The organism is Actinacidiphila rubida, from assembly GCF_900110255.1.
Taxonomy (GTDB): domain Bacteria; phylum Actinomycetota; class Actinomycetes; order Streptomycetales; family Streptomycetaceae; genus Actinacidiphila; species Actinacidiphila rubida.
The window spans coordinates 1-12,725 of the sequence record NZ_FODD01000059.1 but is presented as its reverse complement, the minus strand read 5'-3'; the positions used below and the strand labels follow the sequence as shown (position 1 = coordinate 12,725).

General features: G+C 66.5%; 10 protein-coding genes and 1 pseudogene. 5 read left to right on the top strand and 6 right to left on the bottom strand.

Annotated features, from left to right (window positions below; genetic code table 11):
- Positions 1-13: 13 nt before the first annotated feature.
- Positions 14-886, bottom strand: coding sequence for a phosphotransferase (locus tag BMW99_RS35515; protein WP_176735505.1), 873 nt, complete (start codon positions 884-886; stop codon positions 14-16).
- Positions 883-1,467, bottom strand: a complete 585-nt coding sequence (locus BMW99_RS35510) for an ATP-binding protein (RefSeq protein WP_069463949.1) — start codon at positions 1,465-1,467, stop codon at positions 883-885. Before BMW99_RS35510 ends, BMW99_RS35515 begins: the two co-directional genes overlap by 4 nt.
- 253 nt (positions 1,468-1,720) lie before the next feature.
- On the opposite strand from BMW99_RS35510, the gene BMW99_RS35505 reads away from it, so the two are divergent.
- The gene (locus BMW99_RS35505) at positions 1,721-2,761 is read left to right on the top strand and encodes an AAA family ATPase (RefSeq protein WP_069463948.1); all 1,041 of its coding nucleotides are present in this window, start codon (positions 1,721-1,723) and stop codon (positions 2,759-2,761) included.
- A gap of 59 nt (positions 2,762-2,820) precedes the next feature.
- Positions 2,821-3,318, top strand: a complete 498-nt coding sequence (locus BMW99_RS35500; protein ID WP_322899655.1) for a guanylate kinase — start codon at positions 2,821-2,823, stop codon at positions 3,316-3,318.
- A gap of 33 nt (positions 3,319-3,351) precedes the next feature.
- Here BMW99_RS35500 and BMW99_RS35495 read toward each other — a convergent pair whose 3' ends face one another.
- From BMW99_RS35495 to BMW99_RS35485, 3 genes are read right to left on the bottom strand one after another with little or no spacing between them, the layout of a single operon-like run.
- Entirely contained in the window at positions 3,352-4,200 is an 849-nt protein-coding gene (locus BMW99_RS35495; RefSeq protein ID WP_069463946.1) for a DUF1932 domain-containing protein, read from the bottom strand.
- Positions 4,197-4,871 (bottom strand): HAD family hydrolase, encoded by a 675-nt coding sequence (locus BMW99_RS35490; protein WP_075018229.1) that lies wholly within the window; start codon positions 4,869-4,871, stop codon positions 4,197-4,199. Before BMW99_RS35490 ends, BMW99_RS35495 begins: the two co-directional genes overlap by 4 nt.
- An 18-nt stretch (positions 4,872-4,889) precedes the next feature.
- A complete protein-coding gene (locus BMW99_RS35485) occupies positions 4,890-5,789 on the bottom strand; it encodes a hypothetical protein (RefSeq protein WP_069461995.1) in 900 nt (299 codons plus the stop codon).
- A 116-nt stretch (positions 5,790-5,905) separates the two neighbouring features.
- On the opposite strand from BMW99_RS35485, the pseudogene BMW99_RS35480 reads away from it, so the two are divergent.
- The 3 genes and pseudogenes from BMW99_RS35480 to BMW99_RS35470 form a co-directional block, all read left to right on the top strand.
- Positions 5,906-6,346, top strand: a pseudogene (locus BMW99_RS35480) (transposase family protein); the annotation flags it as partial.
- A 488-nt stretch (positions 6,347-6,834) separates the two neighbouring features.
- A complete protein-coding gene (locus BMW99_RS35475; protein WP_069461996.1) occupies positions 6,835-10,479 on the top strand; it encodes an AAA domain-containing protein in 3,645 nt (1,214 codons plus the stop codon).
- Positions 10,476-12,122 (top strand): phospholipase D-like domain-containing protein, encoded by a 1,647-nt coding sequence (locus BMW99_RS35470; protein WP_069461997.1) that lies wholly within the window; start codon positions 10,476-10,478, stop codon positions 12,120-12,122. The genes BMW99_RS35475 and BMW99_RS35470 overlap by 4 nt, the downstream gene beginning before the upstream one ends.
- Positions 12,123-12,459: 337 nt before the next feature.
- Here BMW99_RS35470 and BMW99_RS35465 read toward each other — a convergent pair.
- Positions 12,460-12,725: ATP-binding protein (locus tag BMW99_RS35465; RefSeq protein WP_177226140.1), on the bottom strand; the 266-nt coding region annotated here is incomplete at its 5' end.

Here is a 12,725-nt window from a genome sequence, read left to right as displayed (position 1 = left end):
GGAACTGCTTGCGCTATCGGGGGACACCCGCCGCGCGCGCGACGGTGATCAGTTGGGCGAGACGGCGAAGGACGTTCGGGGTGTCGCCGGCGCCGATGAGACCGGTCAGGTCGGTGGTGGCGACGAGAGCGAGGTCGTCCGGCCGACGCCGGTCCAGCCAGCGCACGAAGCGCCAGGCCGCGACCGGGCCTGTGACCGGCAGTCGACCGGAGTCGAGGGGCCATGCCGGTCTGTCGGCGTAGATCAGGTCCCGGAGCAGGTGAAACGCGGCGTCCACCCCGTCGCACGCGGCCGGGCCGCGAGCGGCTGCCTCCCAGTCGACGACGTGCACGGTGTGTCCGTCGTCGAGGAAGTGCTCGGGCTTGATGTCGCCGTGCAAGTACACGGGCGGCTCGTCGTTCAGAGTGGCGAGGCTGCCGGACAACCGGTCCCACCACGCCTGCCCGGCGCACCGCGCGGAGAGCTGGTCCAGAAGCGCGTCACTGTTGCTCTGTCCGCTTCCCTCGGGCGACAGCCAGCCTGGGCCTGCGCAGGCAGGACCGGGTTGTTGCTGAAGGACCGCCGTGAGCGCGAGTGTCCGCTGGACGAATGCGCGGAGCGTGTCGGTCCCCTGTGGCGCGGTGGTGGCGACCGCGTCGAGCAGCAACCAGCTGTAGTCCTCTTGGGAGCCGCTTTCACGGACAGCCGGTGCGGACACGCCCCAGCCGCGGGCCAGCGCCGATGCCTGCGCTTCACGGTCGCGCCGCTCGGTGGGCGCAATTCGCCGGTAGACCTTGAGCACAGCCTCACCGCCGCATGCGCCCCACATCGCGGACAGCGGCTTGTCGTGGATCGGCACCAACGGCCCGAAGCGCCGGCGCAGCGCCTCGCCGACAGCCCCCGTCACGCCGGCCACCCCGCCCTGTCGAGGGCTTCCACTGCTGTGGATGCCCGCAGGGCCCGCCCTCGCGTACGGGCCCTGCGCCGTCGCCGGGTGTCGGAGGCCCACAGGGCGGTGCTCCGTGCTTGCGTGATGCATGCCTGGGCCGCCCGCGCCAGCGCGCTGAGTCGTGTTGTGCCCGTGAGCACGGCTTCGTCGGCCACGATGAAGAAGACGGTCTTGCCCAGTTCCTTCGGCACCCAGCCCCACGCGTGGGAGAAGCACTCCACCATGGCGAGGCCCCGGCCGCTCGTGGCGTCAGGCGATGCGGTGGACGACACGGGGGGCCGCAGGGAGTGATCGGTCACCTCGACCTGGAGGAACTGACCGGTCCAGTGCGTGCGCACCCAGCACTCGTCGCCGGCGTGGGTCAGGGCGTTCGTGATGATCTCGCTCGCGCACAATTCCACGTCGGCCAGCACGGAGTCGGACAAGGGGACGTTCCAGTGACGCGCAGCGAGGACGATTCTCCGCCGAGCATCGCCGACGGCGTCGGCGCCGGCCTGGACGTGGAATTCGTCCGGCGCCGGTAGCTGCTGGTGCTTCATCCGGAGCTTCTCCTCAGCCTGCGGGGTGAGCAGTGGCGGCCGATGCCTGACGGGGCAGGTGTCGGCCGCCACTAGGCACCGAGGCGGATCAGTGACGACTGCTTCGGTGCGAACCATCACAGCGGCTCGGGAAGCTGCGGAGTATCACGGAGAGTTGCCGAATCTCCTCATCAAGGGCTCAGCAACGGGCAGCCTGACTTTTCAACATCCGCTTACACACGCGTTCATGAGAGGCTTGCCTAGGCTCCCGATCATGACCAGCGATGGGCAGGCGGTGGACACGGTGGGTAAGAATCGCCCCGGTTGGCGCCCGGACAAGCTGCGGCAGCAGCGCGAGGCCCACGGTCTGACCCTGGAGGGTGCGGGCGAACGCCTGCGGGAAGTGGCCAGGGCAGCGAACCTGACGGTGCCGGCCGCCAACTTCCAGACGTTGTGGCAACACGAACAGGGCGAGGTCTACCCAGGGCCGCATTACCGGCGCGCCTACTGTCTGCTGTACCGGGCGACGGAGCCCGAGCTCGGTTTCCGCCACGCGTTGCCGGACGAGGCAACGAAGTTGAAGTTCACCGCGTCGAGCGAACCGCACGACGGAGCCCACGTGCTGGCCGTGGAACGCGCGCTGCTCCAACTCGGACCTGGCCCCGAGGAGATCGACGGGCCCAGCGTGCAGCAGCGGATTCTCGACGCCTGGAAGCGGCGTCACACCGGCGGCGACCCCAACCGGCCGACTTTACTGATGGTCGGCGGCTACGCGGGAAGCGGCAAGTCCGAGTTCTCGCGGTTCATATCCCAGCTCACCGGCTGGCCCGTCCTCGACAAGGACCCGATCACGCGCCCGCTGGTCGAGCGCCTGCTGGTGGAGTTGGGCAGCGACCCGAACGACCGGCACTCGGAGGTCTACCGGGAGAAGGTCCGCCCGCTGGAGTACCAGTGCCTGCTGGAGACCGCGTACGCGAACATCGACTGTGCGATCAGCACCGTACTCACCGCGCCGTTCGTAGCCGAGGCCACCGATGCCCGGTGGATGCGGCGGCTGATCAACCGCTGCGAGGCGCGAGGCGTCACGGTCGTGGTCGTGTGGATCCACTGCGACCTCGACACGATGCACGAAAACATCAGCTTCCGGTCCGCGGCCCGCGACAGCTGGAAGCTCCAGAACTGGGATGCCTACGCCGCCGGGCTCGATCTCGACCTGCGGCCGGTCGTGCCCCACCTGAGCGTCGACAACCGGCTCGGTGCCGCGATCTCCCTCACCGACCAGGTGCGCCAGGTCTTCGGGGCGGTGTTCCCATGAGGCCGGGCGTTCTATTGTACGGGCCGCCGGCGGCGGGCAAAGATACGGTCACCGCGGCCTTGGCCGAACTCGACGCACGCTACGTCCCCTTCCACCGCCTCAAGGTCGGCAGCGGCAAGTCCGCGGGCTACCGGATGGGCACGCAGGAGGAGTTGGCCGGTCTGGAGGCGCGCGGGGATGTCGTCTACCGCAACAAGCGGTACGGCAACGTCTACGTCGTCGACCGGCCCGGGCTCGAACAAGCCATGGAGGGCGGGAAGATACCGATCGTCCACCTCGGCCAGGTGGCAGGGGTGGAGCAAGTAGGCGCTCTCTTCCCGGCGCGCTGGGTGCGTGTGCTGCTGTGGTGTTCCAGGGCGTCCACGGCTGAGCGGTCGCGGCAGCGGGGGGACACCGACACGGCAGCACGGCTGACCGCCTGGGACGCCACTCAGGCGGACCTCGCCCCGTACCCGCAGGCCGGGTGGGAGGTGCGGGTGGACACGGACGTGACGAAGCCCCGGGACGCGGCCCAGCAGATCGACGCCTTCATCCGAAGTGCGGTGGCTCAGCCCTGACCGTTGCGAGGCCGCGCAGCCGCGCCCGACGACTCAGCTCGGGCCGTCCGGCTCCACATGCAGGGCTTCCAACGCCTCTGCGATGGTCAGCGCCTGGTCCTTGCTGTCGTCCCACCGAGCGAGCGTCGCGGCAGCCGCGTGCATGAGGGCGTCCGGCAGTCCGATGTCCGCGAGCAGGACGGCCGCGTCCTCGACCTCCGGGCCCCAGCGCCAGGCACGGGCGGCGGTCTTGGGGATGTAGTCGGTCTCGACGAGATAGCTGCGGGTGCGCTTGGCCGCGATCTCCAGCAGCTCGTCCCCGACGCCGTACGTGTCGGCCGCTCCGTACGCCACGGCGGCCAGCGCACGGGAGACCTTCTGGTAGCTGGTGTACGCGAGCTTCAACGCGGAGGCCGCGCCGAAGCGGTCCCCGAGGACATGCGTGCGGACATCGGTCTCCGCGAAGAGCTGGACGATCCGGTCGGTCCGTTCACCGGCACCGGCCAGGTACAGCGTGGGCGTCTTGCCACCGGTCGGGGGCGACCCGACCACTGCGGCGTCGACCACCGGCGCCGGTTCGAGTAGCTCGGCAATGCGCTGCATACGCGACGGCGCCACGGCATTGGCCTCGACGTAGATCGCGTCCCTACCGGTCCGAACTGCCGCGACCTGGGCGGCGACCTCCTCAGCCGCAGCGGGCGGGCAAAGCGAGAGCAGCAACTGGGAGCGAGCGGCGAGTTCGGGCAGCGTGACGGGTTGAAGGCCGACTCCCTCCGCCCGGTGACGGGTCACGTCGCTGCGGCCGTCGGGGCACCAGAGCACGGCGTGGCCGCGAGCCCGGAGTTGCGCGCCGAAGGCGGCCCCCATGCTGCCTGGATGCAGCAGCCCGACCGTCGCCGTCATGACGCCGTCCTCGCACGATCTGCCGTGCACCGAAGGAGGAGGTCGATGGCGGCCCGCGCATGGGGAACCGTGTGATCAGGCTCCGGGGCCTGCGGAGCCCAGGGGCGGCCGTTGTCGACCCAGACGGTGCGCAGCCCGGCCGAGTGCCCGCCACCGATGTCGTTGACCGGGTTGTCGCCCACCATCCAGCCGCCATCGCCCAGCGCGGCCCCGCACCGTGCTGCGGCCAGGGCGAAATGCCGGACCTCGGGCTTAAGGGCATCGGCCTCCCCGGAGACGAAGGCGCCGTCCACGTGATCCGCAATACCAGTGGCCCGCAGCTTGGCCCACTGGATGTCCGCCCCACCGTTGGTCGCCACCCCCACCCGCCACCCGGCCGCGCGCAGCTCGTCCAACCCGTCCAGGACCGCATCCGGGCACGACACCATGGCCGCGATGTCGGCGCAGTAGGACCGCCACAACTCCTCCGCCGGCATGAGGAAGCCATAGCGGGTACGGATCGCGTCGAAGGTCGACGGATACGTCCGCTCCGCCACCATCTCCAGGACGTACGCCTGCTCCTCGTCCCCCAGACCATGCCGAGAGGTGAACTTAGCAGCCCAGCCGGCGAGCCTTGCCCGCCGGTCCACAAGGGTGTTGTCGAGGTCGAAGAGAACCAGAGGCCGCGGCATGTTCGCGCTCCAGACTAGTTAGCGATCGCGATACATATCTTCATCCGGCATCGCCCACTCATAGGGGTCGTGTGCCGTGCGGACTTCCCTGGGAAGCCCAGCCAAGTCGAACTCTTCTATTTCCAGACGAAGCTGACATATAGGGCAAGTGAAACCGAGCGGGTAGAGCACGACAGCCCAGGACTCGTCCCCTTCGGCGCTTTCATCCATGTCTTGCCGTTCGACGAAGTGATGGCCTGTGAGCCTGCCCTCTACTCCGCAGGCAGGGCACTCGGCGGGCTCCTCGTCGCTGTCAATCCAGCCCCGCTCCAGACGAGCGAGGTCTTCTGCGACCAGATCAGGGCCGAGCCTGACCGCAAGAATGTTCTTCGCATTGACAACCTTGGTCATATACGCCAGCTTCAGGTCATCGGCGCGCTTTTGTAGTAGTTCATCGCGAAGCTCTCTGTAGTGACCCCAGAACTGCTCCTGCTCTACTCCTAGCGCAGTCAGGAGGGGATCGATGATCCGGATCGCCGTGATGAGATGCTGCCGGGCGTCATCTCTGTCGTGGACACCCAGATGAGAGACCCCGTTGCGTGCATTCAGGAGGGATTTAAAGACTTCTATCTTCACCGGCAGCGGAGGCTTCAGGAGCAGGTTACAACGCTCGAATGCTGCTGCGGCCTGGATGGTCTTGGCGCTGGCCAGCGATGTCTTGATCAATGCTCCGTGGCCCGTTGCATGCAGGAGGCCGTTGAAGTCGTTGGCGTCGATGACGAGAGCCGGGTGGTACGAGGCCAACAGAGCCTTCAATGCATGCTCGGCTGCGACCCCGAAGTGGTGAACGGCGAAGTCGAGATCGGTGCCACGAGCGTAGGCTTCCAGTCCGGTGCTCATCCAGCGCTGGGCAGAAGCGGCGAGCGTCTTGCTTTCCATGCGTTCAAACCATAGCGGCACCACCAAGGAATGCGACCGTCGCGCCGGGTAGCTCGACGGCGCGTGATCACCCTGGGGGGAGTTGATGTCCCGCCCGCGTTCAGGTACAGAGTGGCATAGCCGAGCGGGCCCCGGGCCTGCTCAAGACTCTGCGCGAGCATGATCCGAAGTTCGTCCTGCTGGACAGGACCCTTGCCGAGTGCGACCGCGTCGGTGACAGCCGAGCCGACTACTCGGCAAAGCACCGTCGGCACGGCGTGAACGTCCAGGTCGTCACCGACCCCGCCGGTGAGGTCCTGCGGTTCTCACCCGCGCTGCCGGGCCGCACCCACGACCTGACCGCAGCACGCACCCGCCGCATCATCCGGATCTGCGGACGCCAGGGCGTCCCGATCCTCGCCGACCGCGCCTACCAAGGTGCCGGCCCCTGGGTTGCGACCGGACTCAAACGGCCACCGGGTGCTGAACTCACCCTCACCCAGCGCACCGTTAACCGGGCCCTGGCCGCGGCGAGAGCACCAGTCGAACGCGGCATGGCACGGCTGAAGTCCTGGCGATACGGATGATCAAGACACGACCTGTGCGGGCACTACCCTGCCGCGCCAGCTCTGCCCAGCACCTGTCCGGGCGCAGAGCGCGCGCAGGGTGATCGCGAGGGTACTGAGCAGCAGCCGAAGTGCGACGTCGAGCGAGGGCCGAAGGCAGACGCCGAGTACGGCGTCTGCACAGGCGACGACGACTCCGAGCAGGGCGGTTACACCGCGAACTTCTTCAACCGCGCACCTCGTCTAATGGCTCCTTGCCCAAGTCGACCGCACGGGCGAAGGAGACTGAAGGGGCCACAGGTGCGGCCGACCAGCCATGACCTGCGCATTGCGTTCGGTATGGATACCTCCCGACACACCGACGTGCAACAGGACTTGGTCTGTTTGTCCGGAGCCGGTCACAACAGTCACCGAACGTGCGTAGGATCCGTTTCATCCGTGCAGCGGGCGCACCGCCGCGGTCACTACTTGCCCGTTTCCCAGCTCGTAAAGGTCAATGGATGACGACCCCCTCTGTCGGGACGTTGCTTCTGCGGAACAGGTACGAAATCACCGAAGGTCCGCATACAGGTGATGGTGAATCTCAGGTCTGGGAGGCGTTCAGCGACGGCTACACGTACCTGCTCAAGACGTGGACGTACGAGGGTGAGCAACCGGACCGGGTGCAACGCGCCCTGTGGGACCAGGAACTGCGCACCTTGTACAAGGTCGCGAGCAGCCCGAGGTCGGACGACGCACTGGTCGTGCTCAAGGATGCTGGCCTTGACCGTGACCACCAATGTTTCGTCATGGTCCTGGAGGCACCGGGTTACAGGCGCGTCGCCGACGCGCTCCAGCACCGCGCCCGCTACCCGTGGCTCTCGAACCGCGGGATAGCTGCACGCGAACAGTTGTGGAGCGGCTTACAACGCGTCGCCACGGGACTAAACCTGCTGCACGAGCGACAGGTTCTGCACCGCGGCGTTGACCTTGATTCCCTCTTCTTCGACGAGGACCTCGGCGCTGAGTCCCTTCGGCTCGGCGGCTTCGAATGGTCCGTCAAACTCGGTCGCCCGGTGGGAACCCAACCTCCCGCTGGCTGGCCGGTCCCACCGGAGCGCACGGCGGGAGGTGTGACCGCCTGGCGTCAAGACGACGACTGGTTCGCCTTCGGCATCCTCTGCGCACGACTGCTGCTCGACCTCGAACGCTTCACCACCAATGTCCCGCACGAGCGTCACGCACGAGTACTCAAGACCATCGACACCGCCAAGCACGAGTTGACCGAGGCTGAGCGCAAGCTGCTGCTGGACCTCGTCGCCGCAGACCCGCTGGAGCGCCTGACCGCGCCGTACGACATCATCAGTCGGATCCAGGACATCACGCGGGCTCTTGCGAACCCCCTGCGCACGCAGCAGGAGGACGTGCAGTACGTCCTGGCCCTCGATCTGCGGCGGCCGGAGTTTATCGAACACCTGATGGAGAGCGGGCTGCGTGACCACCTACAGCTCGGCCCCATGGGGACCTTTATCCCCGGTGATCCGGTCCATCGCAAGGAGGCATGCGAGTTCGTCCGCCAAGACCTGCAGAAGCCTTCTCTGTACGCCGTCCCGGGCAGGCCGTACTTCATCCTCGTCGGGGGCAGGCTCAGCCTGAAGATCACGTCATACCGGGGGAGGGACAGCACGTCCAGCTGGCAGGTTGCGGACTGCCGGTCCGCCCAGTCACTGGTCTTCAGCGAGGGCGACGACAGCTTCCGCGAGCTCCCTCACGGCCGCGTGTTCGCCTATGCCAGAGACGAGGTGGCCCGAGACCGTACGATCGCACAGAACGCCACGTCGTGGGAGCCGGTGCTGCCAAAGATCGACCGCAGTGCGCAGATCTCACGTGAGCTCAGCCGATTCCACGAGTTCGTACGCGTGAGCAACCAAATCGAGCTGCTGCTCCTCGACTCGCAGATCTTCCCGTATGAGGTCGTCCGCGGCCCGTGGGTGGATGCTGGCGTGGAGTGGGCCGTGGTCAAGGAGCGCGCGCGCCCGGAAGGACACGAAGTCTTCGAACCGTTCCGTGTGGACTTGATCGACTTCCTGCAGAAGGAGGTACGGGGAAGCGACCGATCCAAGGTCATCCTGTCAGGAGCTCGTGACGGCGCCCGCTTGAAACTCCCGCCTCGGGACCCCCAGTCTGACGATGACGGCAATGTGTGGCAGGTCGATGCCATGGACCAGACGACCGAGTTCATCACGCTCAGCCGCCCCGGCCTGAGCAAGGGTCGCGTAAAGCTGGAGAGGGAGGGGTTCCTCCGCAGCGCCGGCATGCCTGGGCAAATCAGCCTGTTCCGGCGTCGCAAGACGGCCATCGATGCCCTCGACCAGCACGGATACCTCCTGCGGTCACTGGCCACCCCGAGCCACGTCCGCATGGACACAGGCGCTTCCGAGCTTCCCGTCGAGCTCCCCCACGAACGAGTTGACGAGCCCAAACGGGCCAGTATCGAAGACATCCTCCGAGTGCGGCCCATCTATACGCTGCAAGGGCCACCCGGTACAGGCAAGACGACCCTCGTCGCCTGGCTGCTGCGCGAGATCCTCACGGAGGATCCCGTTGTCCAGGTACTGGTCACGGCACAGGCGCACGGAGCCGTCGACGTGCTCAGGGCGAAGGTCGGTGAGGCTTTCCAGAACGTACCCGAAGCCGACAAGCCGCTGCAGATACGGCTGCGGGGTCCTCACAAGGCCGGAACGGCGCTGGCGGAGGACGGCGTCGAGGGCGTTGCCAGGCAAGTGCTCCAGCGCAGTATCTCCCAGCTCAGTGCCATGCGTTCTCTCAGCAAGGTGCAGTCCACCTGGCTGGAGGACGCGAAGGCCATGGTCGGTGAGATCAACATGATGCAGGAGCAGGGGGATCTCGGCCGCCGCTCGTCGGATTTCGTCGAACTGGTCAAACGCGGCGCGAACCTCACTTACTGCACCACCAGTGCCCACGATTTGGTCGCCCTCGCTGCAGGCCAGGCGTTCGACTGGTCGATCGTCGAGGAAGCGGGCAAAGCGCACGCGTTCGACCTTGCGCTACCACTACAAGCTGGTCACCGTTGGTTGCTCATCGGCGACCACAAGCAACTGGACCCCTACCGATACGAGGACTACCAGCAGGGAATCGAGAAGCTGGATCCAGTGGCGCAGACCCTCAGTCGTCTCAAAGCGAGGGCGTCCGACCTGCTCGACCAGGAATGGCTCGACTCGTGGGAACGGCGCAGCCAGACAGACCGGGATGAGTTCCGCGAGTACGCCAAGGAGTGGCTGCGGACCTTCCACCGCCTGTACGAGTACTGCGCCGTGGCCACGGGTACTGACCGTCTCGTCACGGACACCGAAGCGAAGGGAGCGTCCGCGGGACAGTTGATCGGCCAGCATCGCATGCACCCGGACATCGGCCAGCTCATCTCAGAGGCGTACTACCAGAGGCGGCTGGTGAACCGCACCCTGGACAAGAAGGACGAACCGGTGGAGCGCGTGCGTCATGGCTTCCACACCCCGCACGGCATCCGTGACCGGGCTGTTGTGTGGCTCGACGTACCGTGGTGCCACAACGACGCCGCAACCCGCGAGGTCGGCCCGAGCAGTGGCCAGTCGCCGTACACCAATCCAGCGGAGGCGCGCGCGCTCGCCAACTTCATCCGGGCACTGGGCCCGGATGGCGGGTGCCAGGGCAAGCTAGCGGTGCTGGCCCCGTACTCCCAGCAAGTGAGCCTGCTCAGCCAGCGGTTGCGGGGCACACCCCTGCCTGCCGGACTACAAGTCCAACTCGGCCTCAAAGCCGAAGCGATCGACGGCAATCGGTTCCCCACCCACACCGTCGACTCCTTCCAGGGCAACCAGGCGGACGTTGTCGCCGTCAGCCTGGTACGCAACAACGAGGAGGAGATCGGCCGCGGCCTGGGGTTCCTTGATGATCCGGGCCGGATGAACGTGCTCCTCTCGCGAGCGGAGCGCCTGCTGGTCCTCGTGGGATCCTGGGACTTCTTCCTCCACCAGCTACAAGCAGTACCTCTTGCGGACGAGTCCCAGCCCCTGTGGTCCTTGAAGAAGATCGTCACCCTGCTCGACGAATGGTTCCTGGACGGCAAAGCCGTGCGTATTTCGGCTGACATCAGGGAGAACTCGTGATCGTCCTCGTACCCGTGAGCATGTTCAGCATCAACTTCAACGTGGCCCGGGGGCGCCCGTATAGCCGTCTAGAGCGGCGGGTCCTGGAGGAGGTCGCTGCGCGGGCCGGTGTTGCTCCCCACCAAGGCGCTACCCTGACCTCGCTGTGCCACACTTTCCAGGTCCACGAACGATTGATGGTCGAAGCCGTGGTAACCCTAGTCGGTGCTGGCTGGGTCGCCGTCACCAGCGGCCGAGAAGCCGCTTTCGTCCTTACCGACGAAGGGCAGCAGGCATGCTCATTGGGAAAGGACCCAGCATCGGTCGTCGTGGTTTCCGCTTCGCCCTGCACGGTGGTCTTCGATCGGACTGCAGGGCAGTTGGCCAGGCGTGGTGAAGTACATACCGTGTCAAAGCAAGAAGCCCGGCCGGACCTCAACCCGTGCACTCCCGTACGCATATTGCGCAACACGCTGGATGAGTCCCAGATCCAGAAGCTGCTGCCGCACGCCAGCGGCGAGTGGGTGCGCGACATTGGACGACCCAGACTCGTGACATTCAGGCGCTACCTCCCCGTGCGTGTCGACCTCGCTGACCGGTCTGTCACCGGGCTTCCCCGGGGCTGGCATCAGGCCCTGTCGGCTGAGACCTTGGCCGTAGCACAAACAAGGCAGGAGGAGATCGAGACCGACCTCCAGTCGGCGCTACGAACGCCTGCCAGGAAGGAAACATCCCTGGTAACGGCTCCCCGGAACGCCACCGGCGAGGCGAACCGCCCGACACCGCTGAGCGTCGTAGGACGGAAGTCCCCGGCTGCCGCGGTCAGGGAACTTCCCCGGACGGGCGACTCTTTCCCCTGGCTGGACGAAGCCGAATCCCTCACGAACGAGAGTAACGGTTTCGCGGGCCAATCAATCGAAGCAGCCTTGTTCTCGGAAATGTCCGGTGAGGAGTCCCACCGGCTCCTGATCGCCAGGGCACTGGCCACAGCCGCGAACCATGTCCTCATCGCCTCGCCCACGGTGGATGTGGAGAGCCTGTCGAAGCTCAGCGATGCAATCCAGGCTGCGGTGGCTCGCGGGGTGCGCGTGGACATCCTCTACGGCGAGACGGAAAAAGGAACAACGTCGCAGGACGTTGTCGACCTGCTCCACCGGATCGGCTACCACGCTGCGCAACGTCTGGGCCGAGACCTCCTGAGGCCGGCCAAGGAGCCAACGGGCAGCGGTGCCAGCCTCCTGATCTTCGACCAGAGGGATGGAGCACTCCAAGCGGTCATCGGCGACTACGCGTGGGTCGGGGCGCCGAGTTCAAGGCAAGCGCGCTCGGCCCACCTGGGCGGAACCGAGTTCATGGCTCAAGTGGCACGGGCAGCCGCAGGTCTGTGGATGTGGACTGGCGATCCGGATTCTGCCGACCGCTGGCGACGGGTGGCAGACCGCTGCCAGGACGACGCCGCCGTCTCTGCGGCTCGGGGAGACCGGTTGAGTTATCAGGTCCTCGCCGAACTGATCGTGGACGACGAACACGCCCAGGTCCCCGCGAGCCCGGAAAGCGCCACTCTGCGGATTGGTGGCGCACACCGACACGAGAACGGGTCGGCCGTGGGCATCCGCGGCATCTCGGCGGTGATCCGCCGCCCGGACACTTTGGCCACGCCCTGAAAGTGATCGCCGTGCCACCATCACGGCGGCGGCACACCGGGATGCTCCGGCGCGGGTGTCCCGACCACCTCAACGGACTGACCAGCGACGTCCACGGCAGGGTACGTACGTAGTCTCAGTTTTAGTCTCATTCACCTTTGTTCGGCAGCGTCCGGAGGCCCTTCTCGGGGCAGCACCGCCGCAGGTCAGAACGTATACGCCTCTCCGCGTACGGCCTCGTGAACAGTTGGAAAGCGTGTTGGGGGCAACCCCTCACGAGTTCGAATTGTCGGCGACGCTTGAATCGTGACCCACTTCCGGCAGGTGAAAGTGAACCCCTTGCGTCAGTTGATGTTGGTCATTCCCCGGTGTTGGCGGCGGGAACCCGTCCGAGGTCGCGGCCGCGCATGCGGTAGCTGTCGCCCTTGAGGGAGATCACTTCTGCGTGGTGGACGAGACGGTCGATCATGGCTGCGGCGACGGTGTCGTCGCCGAAGACCTCGCCCCAGCGCCCGAAGGGCTTGTTGCTGGTCACAATCACGGACGCACGTTCGTAGCGGCCCGAGATGAACTGGAAGAACAGGTTCGCGGCCTCGGGCTCGAAAGGGATGTAGCCGACCTCGT